The 16,759-nt window shown below is 46.6% G+C and carries 15 protein-coding genes; 13 read left to right on the forward strand and 2 right to left on the reverse strand.

Annotated elements, in window-relative coordinates:
- The first annotated feature begins 113 nt into the window (after nt 1-113).
- From H6F52_RS14610 to H6F52_RS14630, 5 genes are all read left to right on the forward strand, one after another.
- Entirely contained in the window at nt 114-1,394 is a 1,281-nt protein-coding gene (locus H6F52_RS14610; RefSeq protein WP_190535760.1) for a serpin family protein, read from the forward strand.
- Nucleotides 1,391-1,789, forward strand: a complete 399-nt coding sequence (locus H6F52_RS14615) for a hypothetical protein (protein WP_190429411.1) — start codon at nt 1,391-1,393, stop codon at nt 1,787-1,789. The genes H6F52_RS14610 and H6F52_RS14615 overlap by 4 nt, the downstream gene beginning before the upstream one ends.
- 412 nt (nt 1,790-2,201) lie before the next feature.
- Nucleotides 2,202-3,608: an LCP family protein gene (locus H6F52_RS14620; protein WP_190429410.1), complete on the forward strand. Its 1,407-nt coding sequence runs from the start codon at nt 2,202-2,204 to the stop codon at nt 3,606-3,608.
- Nucleotides 3,609-3,765: 157 nt separating this feature from the next.
- Nucleotides 3,766-4,215, forward strand: coding sequence for a hypothetical protein (locus H6F52_RS14625; protein WP_190429409.1), 450 nt, complete (start codon nt 3,766-3,768; stop codon nt 4,213-4,215).
- Between the two features lie 161 nt (nt 4,216-4,376).
- A complete protein-coding gene (locus H6F52_RS14630) occupies nt 4,377-4,748 on the forward strand; it encodes a hypothetical protein (protein WP_190435886.1) in 372 nt (123 codons plus the stop codon).
- Here the strand turns inward: H6F52_RS14630 and H6F52_RS14635 are convergent.
- A complete protein-coding gene (locus H6F52_RS14635) occupies nt 4,735-5,688 on the reverse strand; it encodes an alpha/beta fold hydrolase (RefSeq protein WP_190535762.1) in 954 nt (317 codons plus the stop codon). The genes H6F52_RS14630 and H6F52_RS14635 overlap by 14 nt on opposite strands.
- A 352-nt stretch (nt 5,689-6,040) precedes the next feature.
- On the opposite strand from H6F52_RS14635, the gene speB reads away from it, so the two are divergent.
- From speB to frr, 4 genes are all read left to right on the forward strand, one after another.
- Nucleotides 6,041-6,955, forward strand: coding sequence for an agmatinase (speB, locus tag H6F52_RS14640; RefSeq protein WP_190535744.1), 915 nt, complete (start codon nt 6,041-6,043; stop codon nt 6,953-6,955).
- A 72-nt stretch (nt 6,956-7,027) separates the two neighbouring features.
- On the forward strand, nt 7,028-7,585 hold the full coding sequence (locus tag H6F52_RS14645; protein WP_190411995.1) for a thioredoxin family protein: 558 nt from the start codon (nt 7,028-7,030) through the stop codon (nt 7,583-7,585).
- Nucleotides 7,586-7,703: 118 nt separating this feature from the next.
- Nucleotides 7,704-8,432 carry a UMP kinase gene (gene pyrH, locus H6F52_RS14650; protein ID WP_190411994.1) on the forward strand — a complete coding sequence of 243 codons (729 nt, stop codon included), beginning with the start codon at nt 7,704-7,706 and terminating at the stop codon, nt 8,430-8,432.
- Nucleotides 8,419-8,967 carry a ribosome recycling factor gene (frr, locus tag H6F52_RS14655; RefSeq protein WP_190411993.1) on the forward strand — a complete coding sequence of 183 codons (549 nt, stop codon included), beginning with the start codon at nt 8,419-8,421 and terminating at the stop codon, nt 8,965-8,967. The genes pyrH and frr overlap by 14 nt, the downstream gene beginning before the upstream one ends.
- An 85-nt stretch (nt 8,968-9,052) precedes the next feature.
- Here frr and H6F52_RS14660 read toward each other — a convergent pair whose 3' ends face one another.
- Nucleotides 9,053-9,229 (reverse strand): family 2 glycosyl transferase, encoded by a 177-nt coding sequence (locus tag H6F52_RS14660; RefSeq protein ID WP_190411992.1) that lies wholly within the window; start codon nt 9,227-9,229, stop codon nt 9,053-9,055.
- A 428-nt stretch (nt 9,230-9,657) separates the two neighbouring features.
- On the opposite strand from H6F52_RS14660, the gene H6F52_RS14665 reads away from it, so the two are divergent.
- The 4 genes from H6F52_RS14665 (at nt 9,658) to H6F52_RS14680 (ending at nt 16,480) form a co-directional block, all read left to right on the forward strand.
- A complete protein-coding gene (locus H6F52_RS14665; protein WP_190535746.1) occupies nt 9,658-10,791 on the forward strand; it encodes a geranylgeranyl reductase family protein in 1,134 nt (377 codons plus the stop codon).
- A gap of 190 nt (nt 10,792-10,981) precedes the next feature.
- On the forward strand, nt 10,982-11,863 hold the full coding sequence (locus H6F52_RS14670) for a tetratricopeptide repeat protein (RefSeq protein WP_190529175.1): 882 nt from the start codon (nt 10,982-10,984) through the stop codon (nt 11,861-11,863).
- Between the two features lie 433 nt (nt 11,864-12,296).
- On the forward strand, nt 12,297-12,755 hold the full coding sequence (locus H6F52_RS14675) for an NADAR domain-containing protein (RefSeq protein WP_190535748.1): 459 nt from the start codon (nt 12,297-12,299) through the stop codon (nt 12,753-12,755).
- A gap of 266 nt (nt 12,756-13,021) precedes the next feature.
- Complete coding sequence (locus H6F52_RS14680; RefSeq protein WP_190535750.1) at nt 13,022-16,480, forward strand: GAF domain-containing protein; 3,459 nt, start codon at nt 13,022-13,024, stop codon at nt 16,478-16,480.
- Nucleotides 16,481-16,759: the final 279 nt, after the last annotated feature.

Genomic DNA, 16,759 nt, shown 5'->3' on the forward strand with positions numbered 1-16,759 from the left:
GTGACATCAAAATAGTAAATTGGTATCAGTTGCCAAAACCGTAACCAGTGGAACGTCCCTGGCTGTTAGCCGTCATTCTAGAAAAGAAATGTTACGGCAATATAAACAGCTATATGAAGCGACCAATGTTCAGTTTAATGGTAGCGATCGCATCAGTCACTATCATCCTATTCGGTTTACTGGGATGGTCGATGGTCAAAAATCCGCAGGCTGCAATGGGCGAACCCAGGCAACCTGGAACCTCTCCTACCATCAGTCAGCGCCAGAAGAAAACCGTGGATTCGAGACTGGTTGCGGCGAATACAAAATTTGGGTTCAAACTCTTCAAGGAAATTTTAAAAGAGGACAGCGGCAAGAATATTTTTGTGTCGCCTTCTAGTGTAGCGATCGCACTCTCGATGACCTACAACGGTGCTAGCGGCGATACTCAACAAGCAATGGCAAAAACCTTGGAATTGCAAGGATTAAGCCTACAAGAAGTCAATCAATCCAATGACGCCTTGAAAGCGCTCTTAGAAAATCCAGACCCCCAAGTGCAGCTCACCATTGCCAACTCTCTTTGGGCAAAGAAAGGCGTCTCTTTTAACCCAGATTTTCTTCAAAAAAATCGCCAATTTTATCAGGCGCAAATTGCAGAACTAGACTTTAGAAAAACCAGCGCTATATCTGACATTAATAACTGGGTAAAACAAAATACTCGCGGTAAAATCAATTCAATCGTCAACGAAATTCCACCCGATCAAGTGTTATTTTTGATCAACGCTCTTTACTTCAAAGGGACTTGGACAAAGAAATTTGACCAGAAGCAAACAACAACTGAACCGTTCTACCTTTCCGATGGAACTCAGAAACAACACCCAATGATGTCTCAAAGGGATAAATATAAATACTACGAAAACGACCAGTTTCAAGCCATTAGTCTACCCTACGGAAAAGGAAAACTTAGCTTATATGTTTTTCTGCCAAAAGAAAATTTTAAACTTACAAATTTTTACCAGCAGCTAAATACTGAAAACTGGGAGGAATGGATGACTCAATTCAAAACGAAACCGGGATTCATCCAGATGCCTCGCTTCAAAATGGACTACGACATAGAACTCAACGACGCTCTCAAAGCGCTGGGTATGGAAGTAGCTTTCGACTCAAATGCTAATTTTACTCAGATGAGTTCTATCCCACTCCAGCTCAATCAAGTCAAGCACAAAACCTTTGTGGAAGTGAACGAAGCAGGAACCGAAGCAGCCGCAGTCACTGCCGTCGGAGTAATGACAACATCTGCACCGATGCCAGAGGAACCCTTCGAGATGATTGTTAACCGCCCGTTTTTCGCTTGTATTCGAGATAATCAAACTGGAACCGTTCTATTTATGGGGTCTATTGTGGAACCAAAATGAAAGACATTGACCCGTTTGAAAATCAAGACATCAAGAGGGACAGGTTGGAAACCCCACTTTACCAACTGTTTATCTATTTGATTCCTGTAGTTGGCTTTTTCCCGGCCCTCTGGACGTTATACCGACGTGATAGCAACCGGCAACAACAAACCGTGAGTAGGCTGTCAGTGACGCTGGCTCTCGGTTGGCTGTTGGCATACGGTTTATTGGGGGCTGGAGTTGCACAAGCTTCAGAAACTTTAACCCTGCGTTTGTTATTTATCAATGGTCTATTGACATCGGGTTATTTTTTGGTCAGCTTATGGTTGATGGTGCGTCTGTGGCAACGGAAGTCTGTACGTATTCCGGGTGTTAGCGGGCTTGCGGAGGGAGCCGTTCGCAAACACTTGTCCTAAACGAGCGTGTATTGGTTCGCCTCAGCTTGGGACGAGGCAAGAGAGGTTGTAGGCGCACAGTATTTTTTTAAAGAAAGCAACCGGAGTTACCAGTGCAACCCATTTGTATCCGGATGCTTTCCTGGAACAAAAGTAAGGAATGGGGAAGGTCGAATGAAGATTTGGCCTATGCACTTGATAGCTGGTTCTCCCTCTAGCCTACGCATCTCTACCGAAATGAGGTTAAACTCTTGCCAGTGTTTGCCTGATTTTGCAGTAAATCGGTAGAAAAACTGCTATGAGTGTTCTAGTGCAATCCTTCTTAAGGACGGATTTTGTTAGAAATAAACGTCCCAGCTCCAGATTGCCAGATTCCGCGCCCCTACCTTGAACACAAATTCGTGTTATCTTTTTTGCGTGTGTGAGGAAGCCAGTGTCAGCCCGAAAAATTCCTGAAAAACGCCCGTGGGGGCAAACATCCAATCAACCCATCAAGAAAAGGCCTGTTCAAAAACGAAACCAGGTGAACTGGCTTTGGCTTGGGTTGGGCTTGACTGGGGTGGCAATGCTGTCAGCAACTGCGGGAGCTTTGTTAGCCGTGTCTTTTTCCAGTACGCCTTTGCTGCAAAGCCAGCTAAGTCCGGAAGAAGCTGCGGTGTTTGATGGCGATCGCATTTCCCGCACCAGTATGCGATTGCCAGAACTGACCCGCCCGGTAAATATCTTAGTCATGGGAATCAAGGTCATCTCCTCCGACCTGGATAACCCTCCTCCTGAAACGAAAAATCTGGGATACCACGCCCTGGTAAACTCCTTCGAGGGTCTATCAGATACCATGCTCTTGCTGCGGTTTGACCCGGAGGCGCAAAAAATCGCGGCTTTATCAATCCCACGGGATACCCGCACCTTTGTGGAGGGCGTCGGCGTTACTAAGATTAATGCAGCTAATCTTGAGGGGGGACCAGCCCTCAGTGCTAAGGCAACCAGCGAACTCCTCAGCGGCGTGGGAATCGATCGCTACATCCGAATAAACGTTCAGGGGGTAGAAAAGCTGGTGGACGCCTTGGGTGGCGTTACCGTCTATGTCCCCAGGGATATGAAATATCGAGATGATAGCCAGCACCTGTACATCAACCTGAAAGCAGGAAAACAACATCTCAATGGTAATCAAGTGCTGCAATTGCTGCGCTTCCGCTATGACAAGTATGGCGACATCGGTCGGATTCAGCGGCAGCAAATGGTAATGCGGGCACTGATGGAGCAAGCACTGAATCCAACCACTTTAGCGAGAATGCCGAAGATTCTTTCGGTTATTCAGTCGCATATTGACACCAACTTGACGGTTGAGGAGTTATTGGCCCTGGTTGGCTATGGTGTCAAGACCGACCGTTCCCAAGTGCAAATGTTAATGGTACCGGGTGACTTTAGTGGCAGTGGGCATCATGAGGTGAGTTACTGGGTGCCAAATCGCCGCCGCATCCAGACGATGATGGCGCAGCATTTTGACCAGGGATTGGACGGTGGTGAAGCAACTGACCCAGCGTATATCCGGGTAGCGATTCAAGATAGTACAGGTGATATGAAGGCTGTCCAATCTTTAATCAACACGCTAAGGAATGCTGGCTACCGGAATGTCTACGTTGACGACCCGTGGCCCGAACCGTTGCGGGTAACGCACGTAGTGGCTCAACAGGGAGATGGAAATAGTGCCAAAGCCATCTACCGTTCGCTAGGATTCGGGGAAGTGCGGGTTGAAAGCACTGGCAACCTGGTTTCGGATGTGACGATTCAGCTGGGTCAGGACTGGCTTAAGCGGAGTGCTAGTCGGGACTCTTTTTAAATGGGTGATTGGTAATGAGAGTTTTGAGTTTTGAGTTGAAGAGAGTTCTTTAATTTAAAATTCAAAACTTAAAACTTTTTCTCAGCTACCAATTCCCAAACAGGGGATTTTTGTAGTATTTAGTGGCTGCTTAGAAGTGCCGAGGGCGATCGCTTAGATGTCTGTTGACTTCCTGAGATTGATTCCAACGGCTCCACAGCTTGTACCCAATACCGCAGCGCAACAAATGACCTTGCAATTGCTCAAGTCTTTTGTCCCGCAAGCAGATCGGGTGTATCTCAGAGTCACAGATGACGTGGAATTTGTTGACCCAGGCAGCAACTTGGAACAAATCTTATGTCCTGTCTGTTTATCCCACCTGGAAACTCTCTGGTGGCAACAAGCTATGGACACCGCATACGGCACAAGATTCAACGATCTGATGGTTATCGTGCCTTGTTGCGGTATTGTCTGTTCGTTAAATGACTTGCGGTATGAGTGTCCCGCTGGTTTCGCTCGTTTTATCTTAGAAGCACGCCACCCTAACACTGACCTTGACAAGAGCCAGCTTCACTTGCTAGAGCAAACACTGGGATGTCCATTGCGAAAAATATGGGCGCACTATTAAGTTGATAAAGGTGCAGCACTGATGCCACAATTCCAGCACTTCTAAGTATTTTCAGATGATTCTAGAGTCTGCGGGTCGGTAAATTTTTCAGCCCCTTTTTACAAGGCTACTTTTAGAGTTTTGTGCCATCCTCGACTTGTGTCGTTCCAGGTAGTTTTCTGATGAATCAGCTTTCAGGAACCTTATTGAGTCTTCTGTTGATGGCATCTTCAGCGCCTCGACCTGCCCAGCTGTTGCAGGTGTTTCCCCCCGAAGAGTCAACACAGACTTATGTACAGTATGTCGCCGCTGCATTGAGCTTTAAATTAGGGGAACAGGCCGATCCTAGATCGGTGCAGTTGTTTGTTGATGGGGTAGATGTTACAAGCCAGTCTCGGATTGGCAACACCCGCGACTGGCCTATTAGCCACCTCGAAATAGGTTACACTCCCAATTTCTCTGAGTCAGGGACTCATCACGCTGAAGTTCGTTTTCGGACTCTAGATGGCAAAACGAAATCATATCGCTGGTCTTTCTCTGTCAAGTCTCCTTAAGAGAAGTCAATTCTGTGGCTAATGTGGCTGAATGCTGCAATATCCAATCCTGCAAAATTGGGTTAACTAACTCAGGCGCTTCATCCTGGGGACAATGCCCGACACCTTCGATGGGAATAAACTTCTCAATTTTGGGGTAATTGGCAAACTCTCGCCCCAGTTCTATCGGTTCCCAAGGATCTTCCGTTCCCCAGAGAATGATGGTCGGGCAGGGCAAAAGGGGCAGCAGGTCTTCCGGCAGCGGCCCTTGAGAATAGCGTGTAAAGGCTACAAAAACGTCCACAGCCCCCTCATCAAACGCGGGTGCCATGAGCATATCCACCAGTTCGTCTGTCACCGCTTCCGGATGCTTGTAGGCTTGCAGGAGAACCTTCCTTACCACCTTCGGCTTGGCAAGTTGGCTAAAGAAGAATTTGCCAATCCACTTAACTGCCAGCAGTCGTTGAACGATAGGTGCCCCAAAGCTGCGATACCAGGGCAACTGGGCGCGTTTGCGGTCGTGCAGCAGCCGCAGAGAGCAGTTAATGAGGGCAGTTCCCAAGACAATATCTGGGTGATCGACTGCTGCTTGCATTGCCACAATACAGCCAATGGAATTTCCGACTAAAAAAACGGGGCTTCCTACCACCTCGCGGCAAAAATCAGCGAGTTGCTGTCCCCAAGTTTCAAAGGTGTAGGAAATCTTGCCCACTGGGGTGGGTTTCGCGGAACCACCAAAGCCAATTAAGTCAATGGCATAGACGCGGCAATTTTGAGCCAACACCGGGATGTTTTTGCGCCAGTGCCCCCAAGATGCCCCAAATCCATGTACCAGCACAACCGCTGGCCCTTGAGTTCCCTGAGTCTGGTAGCAGATGGGAAAACCTTGCCAAGTCCAAGTTTTCGTGACGATATGGGCAGCCGTAGGTGCAGTTGGAGTGGTGGAGGAAGATGGAGTCATGGGATAGATAGCGATCGCATCTCTTTGATTTCTATCCCGTCGCACCTTGAATGCGCTCTCAACGCCACGGGTAGACTTAGCTTTCCTAATTTTACAATTCTTCAACTCTGGAAAACACTAATTCCAATAATTTTGAGCAACTGAATCGAAAATCCCGTAAAAACTCTGATGCCAAGTGTAGATAAGCCTGGTACACAGGTGAAGACTCTCACAAGAAGCGGAAAGTGACACGGAGAATTCCAATTTTCAAGTTCCAATTTCAAAACCTTAGTTTTTCATCTGTGCGTAGCACTCAAAGCGGGGAGTATGTCAGTATCTAGATTGGTGACTCCCTCATGAAATTTAGTTGGTGATGACTACGGTGCAAACTCCTACTTCTGTTCTGCCATTCCTTGGTCCTGATTTAGCTTCTACCTACGATGCCGCGCGAGTGGTGATTTTGCCGATTCCTTATGAGGCGACGACAACGTATCGAAATGGCTGCGAAAATGGGCCAGATGCGATTCTAGAAGCCTCTGGGCAGGTGGAATATTATGATGAGGAGCTAGATTGGGAAACTGGCAAAGACATTGGAATTTATACGGCTGAATCGATTGCAGACACCCGCAACGGTCGTTCAGTTTCATCCGAGGAAATGCTGCAAGTTACCCGCGAAACGGTATCTCAGATGATAGCTGACGGCAAGTTTGTTATTGGTCTGGGTGGCGAACACAGCATTACAACTGGTCTTGTAGAGGCATACCAAAAAGCTTACCCCGATGAACCCTTTACGGTCGTGCAAATAGATGCTCACGGCGATTTGCGCTATGAGTACGAAGGCTCGATTCACAACCATGCTTGCGTGATGCGGCGGATTGTGGAAATGGGATTGCCAACTGTACAAATCGGCATCCGCGCCATTTGCAAAGAAGAAGCTGACTTGATCAAAGAGAAAAATTTGACGGTGTTCCGGGCGAGAGAAATTGCGACGCAACCGGATTGGATGGAAAGGGCGATCGCAAGTATCTCCACCAGACGCGTTTTCCTCACCATTGACCTCGACGGGATTGACCCCACCCTGATACCTGGTGTCGGCACCCCAGAACCCGGTGGATTAAATTGGTACTCCCTACTCTCTTTTTTGCGGCAAGTGTTTCAAAATCACGAAGTGATTGGTTGTGATGTCATGGAATTAGCACCGATTGTAGATTCCGTAGTATCAGAATTTACTGCTGCAAAATTAGTCTACAAACTAATCGGTTATCAGGCGTTCTCCCAAGGCAAATAGAGACCGTAATTGCTTTGTTCTTTACGACTGTAGCCCCCTCGTACTTTGTTGTAATTACCCAGGGATAAGTAAATGAGTGTAATGGAAAAGACCGGCACTCCTATTGGTAGTTATGCTCCAGATTTTGAATTACCGGGAATCGATAATCAAGTCCACCACCTGGCTCGGTATTTAGAAAAGTATCGAGCTGTGGGCGTTGTTTTTATGTGCAATCATTGCCCATACGTGCAGTCCTATATGGGTCGGCTAATCCAGATTCAAAGCGAGTTCCAAAGCCAGGGATTTACCCTGATTGGCATCAACGCCAATGATGCGGTTCAGTCGCCTGAAGACAGCTTCGAGAATATGCAAAATTTGGTAGCAACTCACGGTCTAAATTTTCCTTATCTGAGAGATACCACACAGGATGTCGCTCGTTGCTTTGGGGGACAGACAACGCCAGAGGTTTTCTTATTAGATAATTCTGGGATACTCCGCTACAGGGGACGGATTGATGATAATTCCCAAGATCCAGCAGCTGTGAAGGTGCATTATTTACGGGATGCGATCGCTTCTTTACTGCAAGGAAAAACGGCGATTACAACCGCCTCAACTGAGGCGGTAGGCACCCCGATAAACTGGCGTCCTTAACACGTAGTCTCAAGGCTTTCCACACTTTAGTAACTGAATTTGCGGATAATATCACAAAACTTACTCCTCTACTGTTATCTTATGGTGGAGGTATTTTGAGTGAGACAATAGTCTGGGCATGGGGATAACTTATCGGCGGGTTTTACTAAAGCTGAGCGGTGAAGCTTTAATGGGCAACCTGGGCTATGGAATCGATCCAATGGTGGTTCAGGAAATCGCGCAGGAAGTCGCAGATGTCGTGGCAAGTGGCATTCAGATGGCAATTGTCGTCGGTGGCGGCAATATCTTTCGCGGTGTCAAGGCAGCTTCGGCTGGCATGGATCGGGCGACAGCCGACTACATCGGGATGATTGCAACGGTGATGAATGCGATGACCTTGCAAGACTCCTTGGAGCAAATCGGAGTACCGACACGAGTCCAAACAGCGATCGCCATGCAGGAAGTAGCGGAGCCTTACATCCGGCGTCGCGCCATTCGCCACTTAGAAAAAGGACGGGTCGTAATTTTTGGGGCTGGATCGGGAAACCCCTTCTTCACCACTGATACGACCGCTGCCTTGCGAGCGGCGGAAATTGATGCGAATGTAATTTTTAAAGCAACCAAAGTAGACGGGATCTATGATTCAGATCCCCATCTCAACCCAGGGGCGCGTCGCTATCAGAGCCTGACCTACGGACACGTCCTCACTCACGATCTGCGGGTGATGGATAGTACCGCGATCGCCCTGTGCAAAGACAACAACATCCCCATCGTTGTGTTCGACCTCTCGGTGCGGGGCAATATCCACCGCGCCGTTACGGGAGAAGCGGTGGGAACAATTGTAGGAGGATCTTGTGAAATTAGCTGATGTTGAAAATCATATGCAAAAGACAATTGAGGCAACTCAACGGTCTTTTAATACGATTCGGACGGGACGGGCAAACGCCTCTCTCCTCGACCGGGTGTCGGTGGAATACTATGGTTCCCCAACCCCTCTAAAATCTCTGGCAAGTATTAATACACCAGATTCTAGTACGATTACCATTCAGCCGTTTGACCGCGGCAGCATGAATCTGATCGAAAAAGCGATTTCTTTATCAGATGTCGGTTTAACTCCGAGCAATGATGGCTCAGTCATTCGATTGAATATTCCACCCCTAACGACCGAGCGTCGTAAAGAACTGGCAAAAATCGCTGCCAAGTATGCTGAAGAAGGAAGAGTTTCTGTTCGCAATATCCGCCGCGACGCCGTAGACTCAATTCGCAAGCAAGAAAAAAATAGTGAAATCTCTGAGGATGAAGCGCGAGACTTGCAGGAAAAAATTCAAAAGCTAACTGACAAGTACGTTGCCAAGGTTGATGAGCTGTTAGCCGAGAAAGAAAAAGATATCACGACCGTTTAAAGTCATTAGTCACTCGTCATGGGTCGCTCGTCAAAAGCGATCGCGCTAGAGCTAAGGACTCAGGACAAAAGGCTAGAAACGGATACTAGGCAGGTTGAAGCGCTTGTCCATCTAAAGCAGGGCGAACCAGGAAAGCAACGTGCATAGGATAGCCCTGGGAGTAGATCGCATCGATGTACCGCAGGGCTGTTTCTCGATTTTTGCAGGTGCGTAAAACTTTCTCGTTGCCGTTAGCGTATTGGATGCGTAATTCCCAGAACATCGCTTTTCCCCTTATGAAAATAGTAGAAGCACCAAATAGTCGGTCAGCGACTTTATAAAGCTTTCATGAACCTATCCTATAAGCTTTATATAAACTTTGCACTCAGTAAAATTGATGAATTGAATAAATATCGCGATCGCGCTCTCTAGTTGTCTGGAAGAAAAAGCTGAACGACTACGTACTGGAAAACACGGTTTGTCTTCTAGAAGTCAAGAGAAAATCTAAATCAAGGCGAATAATATTTATCTTAAAAATCCTGAAAGCCTGAAATTGTATACGTTTTACCGAGATAAGCATAATTACGCAAATAGCTAGCTGGTAGGGAAAGCAATTAAGCTTAATTACCAGTGAGTGTCAAGCGTGAGGATGTAAATTCTTCGCTTAACAAGCTTAAGTTGCAAGTGTGTTCAGAAGCAAAAATTAACACGATGTTTGACTGCATTATTGTCGGTGCTGGCCCAGCAGGTGGAACCGCAGCTTATCATCTAGCTAAGGGAGGACGTTCGGTTTTAGTCTTAGAAAAAGATGCAATGCCGCGTTACAAACCGTGTGGGGGTGGAGTATCACCAGCGATACAAGAGTGGTTTGATTTTGATTTTTCTCCAGCGATTTCCTTAAAACTCAAATCACTCCGCTACACCTGGAAAATGGGCGATCCAGTGGAAGTAGGGCTGGAAACAGGACAACCGATTTGGATGGTAAGGCGAGACGTTTTCGACAACTTCCTGATGCAGCAGGCGCAGCAACAAGGCGCAGAACTGCGAGACAACACTGAAGTAACGGGGATTGAGTTTAAGAGCGATCGCTGGCAAGTCAACACTGCCAATGGACCCGTTGAAGGTCGCTATCTGATTGCCGCAGACGGAGCCAAAGGGCCAATGGCTAAGTGGTTAGACTTTAAAGAGCGCAAACGGCGTCTGGCTGGAGCCTTAGAAGCAGAAATACCCGCCCAAAATACCAACCAACAAAAGATTCATTTTGAATTTGGGATGGTCAAAAATGGCTATATTTGGAACTTTCCTAAAGCAGACGGATATTCTATCGGCGTTGGCACGTTCATCGGCGGTGAACCCCAAGACTTTAAGAAAATTTTGGCTGAGTACGCCAAATCTTTCGGCGTAGAGGTCAATCAGAGCAAGCAATATGGTCATCCCCTTTCTCTATGGGATGGCAATCAAAGGCTGCATACGCAAAATGCAGTTTTAGCCGGAGAAGCCGCCTGTGTCGTCGATCCGTTTACTGCTGAGGGAATTCGTCCCTCAATGTTTAGCGGCTTGAAGGCAGCGGAAGCGATTGACAAATCACTCTCCGGGGATGGCAATGCTCTGGAAAGATATACCAGCACGATCGCCGAAGAATGGGGATCGGATATGCAGTGGGCACAACGCTTAGCAGGAGTGTTTTACAGAGTTCCTGGGATTGCTTATCGAGTCGGTGTTAAGCGCCCTAGTGCCACTGAGCGCATGGGCAAGATTCTGTGCGGAGAGAGTCGTTACTCTGAAGTGGCAGAGAGTGCTATCAAGCGCCTCAGTAAGAGCATGATACCGGGAATGGGTGGGTAAAACGATTGAGCATTTAGTTAGTAAGGGTTGACTTCTTTTGGGTGGGCAAAAGCCCACCCAGATAAGATTTGGTAGGTATTCCTCACTCTACAAAATTAAATTTTTGAGAGTGCAACCCCCTTTTAAATCGTCAGTGGTGCAATTTCCTCATGTGTTATATTGGGGCTTTCATCCAGAAACTTGCTAGGTTATGTCTTCTAGGACTGCAAAGTTATCCAGGTTCGGGCTGATGATTTTAGCAGCGGGATGCTTAAGCTTCCTGACGCTAGGTTGTCAAAAATCAGAGGCTGACGCTAAAAAGTATGTTGACTCAGGGAATACTCTAGCTCAACAAGGCAAATTAAACGAAGCGATCGCTGACTACAACAAAGCCGTTGAGATTAATCCCAAGGATGCAGAAAGTTACAATAAGTTAGGAACTATTCTGGTCAACCAAAAGAAATTTCCTGAAGCCAGTGATGCTTTTCAAAAGGCAATTGCAAATAGTCCTAAAAATATAGAGCTATATCATAAATTAGGATTTGTTCAGGTTCAAGAAAAGAAACTGGAAGAAGCATCTGCTACTTTTAAAAAGGCAATTGAAATTGATCCGAAAAATGCCAAATCCTATAATGACTTAGGATTTATTCAGGTCAATCAAGGCAAATTACCTGAAGCGGCTGCCAACTTCAAAAAGTCAATTGAAATTGACCCGAAAAACGCCAGATCTTACAATGATTTGGGAGTTGCTTTAGGTGCCCAAGGTGACAGTAAATTACCCGAAGCGACTGAGGCTTTCAAGAAGGCAATTGAAATTGACCCGAAAAGTGCAGATGCACACTATTTCTTAGGGGTTGCCTTGGTCAAACAAGGAAAGTTAAATGAGGGAGTAGCAGCTCTCAAAAAGACCACCGAAATTGCTCCGAAAGCAGCACCTGCTTACTTTGGTCTAGGGGTAGCTCTAAATCAACAAGGTAAGAAGTCTGAGTCAATCGAAGCGATGAAAAAAGCCAGAGACTTGTTTAAAGAGCAAGGTCAAACTCAGCAAGCTGACCAGATCGATCAGGGATTAAAGGCTTTAGGGAAACAGTAACCAATTTTAACACTCCCGTTCCCTGAAAAGAGGATAGGGTTTTTACTCCCAGGAGTAGGGGCACGATTGTTGATTTAAAAAGTAGGGGCACGGCAATGCTGTGCCCCTATAATGGTTGAGCGATAAGGTTTTCTGAAAGTTCTGTAACCAGGCAACTAGTCCCAGGGAAACACTGAATACGGTTTGGTTAGGGCGAAAAATACCAAAGTTCGCATTTGTTGGATTTCGTTTCTCCATCGAACAAACAATAATTTTCACCGAACCATATTGGGGAGACAGACCCAAAGCTGGGTTGGGATGTTGGCAACAGGTGCTTACCATCCTCAACTTTGATAATGCTGAATACTCGAGCGGCTGAAAGTCGCCTACTCGACTGCATCCCTTGCAGCAACAAGCATGGTAGAACTGGGACAAGCACTTTTATAGTTTCGACATGACGATTTACTTTTATAAATTTGAAGATCCCTACGGATGTTTTTCCAACTTTTCTCCTCATAACATTTATCTGCTGGGTCAAGATTGGATGACGGTGGAGCATTATTATCAAGCGCAAAAATTTGTTGGCACCGAGGATGAAGCGTTAATCCCAGCGATCGCTAGCGCGAAGACGCCAATGGAAGCCGCGACACTGGGACGCGATCGCACCCGCTGCATCCGTCCGGACTGGGAACAAGTGAAAATCCAAATTATGCGCGAAGCCGTGCTAATCAAGTTTCTAACTCACTTAGAGATTCAATCCATTTTGCTTTCGACCGGCGATCGCCCAATCGTGGAGGATTCTCCCACCGATTATTACTGGGGTTGCGGTGTAGAAAAAACTGGACAAAATCATTTGGGAAAAATCCTGATCAGTGTCCGTCAAGAAATTCGGCAACGGTTAGGAAAAAAGTAGCGTTACTCCTTTGTGAATTTATATATTTAGCTAATCTGAATTAGCGATTTTTTTAGGGAAAATATTTTTAGCTTTTCATAGCATGTCTTACATAAACTGTCAATATTTTTGAGTTATTTTTCCTTAAAAATATTAAAGTTAACAATAATTTTAAAACTTTTATAAGATCAATAGTTTTACGAATACCCAGTATGACTTTTCAGTTACAGAATAGAAATATACAAAAACATTCATGCCTGAATTTATAAAAGTGGTGGATAGAGGGAATGAGCTTAAGTGATAATACGCAAACAATGCAGCACGAAATAGACCAAGCAAGCTTATTACACGGAATTACCAATCGGATTCGGCGATCGCTAGAATTGCCAGAAATTTTGACATCGACAGTCGCTGAAATTCGCTCATTGCTTGAAACCGACCGCGTGATGATTTATCGGTTTCATGCCGATGGCAGTGGAGAAGTGATTGCCGAGGCAATTGATAACAATCGCCTGCCATCTTTGATAGGGCTAAATTTTCCGGCTGATGACATTCCTCCCCACGCCCGCGAGATGTTTCTGAAAGCTCGCCAGCGATCAATTGTCGATGTTTCCTCAGGGTTGATTGGTCTGAGTTCCTTGGATTGCGCCCAGACAGGTACTGCTTTGAAGGCGGAAGATGTTCGCTATCGCCCAGTAGATTCCTGCCATATTGAATATCTCACGGCAATGGGAGTCACATCTTCCCTCGTGGTGCCGATTCTATATCATGATGCCCGCACGCAGGAGACCCAGCCGGAACTATGGGGTTTATTAGTCTCTCATCACGCTGAATCGCGTTCGGTTTCGGAACAAGAACTGCAAATCGTCCAGTTAGTGGCAGATCAAGTTTCAATTGCGATCGCTCAATCTACCTTACTCGAACTCGCCTGCGCCCAAGCAACGCGGGAAGCGCGGATTAACCGAGTCGCCACCCTGCTCCATGCACTACCAACGATTCAGCTTTCTGAAGCCCTTACGGAAACGGTTGCAGCCTTTAAAGGTTGTGGGGGCAGAATTTACATAGCGGCAGAAAATCCAAGTCAAGCAATCCTATTTGCCTGCGGCGATCAACCGATGCTAGGAGCCATCGGGAAAGATCGTCCGCTTGAAGAGCATCCCGTTTGGCAGGAATATTTAAAATTACAAGACACTGCCTGCAATCCCATCAAGGCAGTGACGGATCTCTATAAAGAACCTCATCTGCGAGTCATCGCGCCAGCGTTCCGCACGACTCGAATTCGGGGCATCCTGATTGTCCCCCTCCAGTATCGTCAGCAGTTTCTGGGATACTTGTGCATTTTTCGTAATGAAATTGATACGGAAACTTTGTGGGCTGGAAATTTCGACCCGGATCGGAGACAACTGCAACCTCGTAATTCCTTTGAGGCATGGAGGGAACTGAAACGAGGTCAAGCACAAGCGTGGACGCCGGGAGAAATTGAACTCGCTCAAGCCTTGGGTCATCACTTCTCAATGGCGATTGAGCAGTATCTCCTGTACACACAGGTGCAGTCTCTCAATAGCAACCTGGAGCATCAAATTCAAGAGCGAACTGTCCAGCTAGAACAGTCCTTAGAGTTTGCCAAAGTCCTCAAGCAAGTCACAGACCAAATTCGCAGCACTCTGGATTTAGAGAAGATCCTACAAAGCATTGTGCAGGAAGTCAGGAAACTGCTAAGCACAGACCGAGTGGTAATTTACCAGTTCACCAGAAGTTGGCAAGGGGAGGTGGTTGTAGAAGCAGTGACAGGCAGCTGGAACTCAATTCTGGGAGAGATATACGAAGATGAATGCTTTCCTCAGGAGTACGCCTCTGCTTACCAGCAAGGAAGGATTCGAGCAGTTCATAACGTAGCTGAGTCAGATTTGCATCCCTGTCATATAGAGTTTTTACTGAAAATTCAGGTTCAAGCCAACTTAGTTGTCCCGATTAACATGGGGGAACAGCTATGGGGGCTACTAATTGCCCATGAGTGCCAAGCTCCTAGGGAATGGAAGACTGCTGAAATTGATTTGCTGCAACAGCTGGCAAATGAAGCCGCGATCGCAATTCAGCAAGCCGAACTGTACGAACAAAGCCGTACTGCCGCTGCAACTGCTACCGCTCAAGCACAACAGTTAGAACAAGCTGCCGAACAACAGCAAGCATTGTTTGGAGTAATTACGAAGATTCGAGAATCTCTCGATCTAAATACAATCTTCAAAGCAACGACCACTGAAGTCCGACAACTGCTAGGGGCTGACCGAGTGGCAGTATTTCGCTTATATTCCGCCTCTGGCTCGCTGGATGATGAATTTGTCTCAGAAGACGTATTACCAGCTTTAAAGCCGATTTTAGGAACCAAAGTTTACGACCGCCACTTTTCCCAAAACTATGCTGTACTTTATCAACAGGGTCGGATTCAAGTAGTTGATGACATCTACAACGCAGGCTTAACTGATTGCCATATCGAGCTGCTGGAGCAATTTCAAGTCCAAGCTCAACTCGTGGTGCCACTGCTAAAAGGGGATATCCTTTGGGGATTGCTCTGTATCCATCAATGCTCGCAAAAGAGACATTGGGATGTCTCGGAAATTGAGTTCGTCACCCAGACTGCTGTTCAGCTGGGAGTTGCAATACAGCAAGCAGAATTACTCGCTCAAACCCAGCATCAAGCAGAACAACTCGCTTGTGCCCTCCAAGAATTACAACAAACCCAAACCCAGCTGATTCAGACAGAAAAAATGTCGAGTTTGGGACAGCTAGTCGCAGGTGTAGCTCACGAAGTCAACAATCCGGTTAATTTTATTTACGGCAATCTCATTCACGTTGGCGAGTACGTAAAAGATTTGATCGATCTGTTGCATTTATACCAAGAGCGTTATCCCCATCCCGATCGAGAGGTTGTCAAACACGCAGAAGCAATCGATTTGGAATTCATTGCTGATGATCTGCCTAAAATGCTGTCGTCAATGAAGGTGGGAGCCGACAGAATCCGTCAACTGGTGCTGTCTCTGCGGAATTTCTCTCGCCTTGACCAAGCCGAGATGAAACGGGTGGATATCCATGAGGGTTTAGACAGCACGCTGTTAATCTTGCAACATCGACTCAAAGGGAAGGGTAATACTCCTACGATTGAAGTTGTAAAGGCTTATGGCGAGCTGCCCTTAGTTGAGTGTTATGCCGGTCAGCTCAATCAAGTGTTTATGAATGTCCTTAGCAATGCGATTGACGCGCTGGAGCAGCAAAACAACTGGGATCGATCGAACCACCCGATGGAAAGGGGAGAAGCTGCTGGTTATTTGCACCACGCAAGTGACACAGATACTGCCCTAACATCATCAGACGTTAAAACTTCACCCGCTCAGATTACTATCCGCACCTTTTTGAAGGAGGAAGCAGAAAGAATAAAAGGTGAAAAAATACAGGAGCAAGAAGGAAGGATAAAGCATGAAACCGATTCACTTATTCATCCTTTCATCCCTCATCCTGGTAACGTGGTGATTCAAATTATTGATAATGGCTCTGGTATGCCAGAGGCGGTGCAGGCGCAAATCTTCGATCCTTTTTTCACGACAAAGCCGGTTGGTAAAGGCACGGGTTTGGGACTGTCGATCAGCTATCAAATTGTGGTGGAAAAACACGGCGGCGTTTTTAAGTGTTCTTCTCAACCAGACAAGGGCACTGAGTTCTGGATTGAAATTCCCGTTCGCCCACAAAATTGAAAGAAGCAATTGATGCTGGGCCAAAAAACGAACTCTCTACACACTCGGAACCTCACCGCTAACCCCTCTCCGTTGACGGAGAGGGAATATTAGACCTCCTGCATGAATGGTCAAGTAGTGTGCCAGTTCATAATCGAGATTGCACAATAAGGGAGTAGATCAGCATCAAGACACTGGGGAGTTGGTATGCCGTATACGGAGCTACAATCGCTTTCAGAAGGTGAGTTCAAGCGCTTATGCGGCGTTAGTCGTGAAACCTTTGCTGAAATAGTTGAAGTA

Source organism: Coleofasciculus sp. FACHB-542 (assembly GCF_014695825.1).
Lineage (GTDB): Bacteria > Cyanobacteriota > Cyanobacteriia > Cyanobacteriales > FACHB-T130 > FACHB-T130.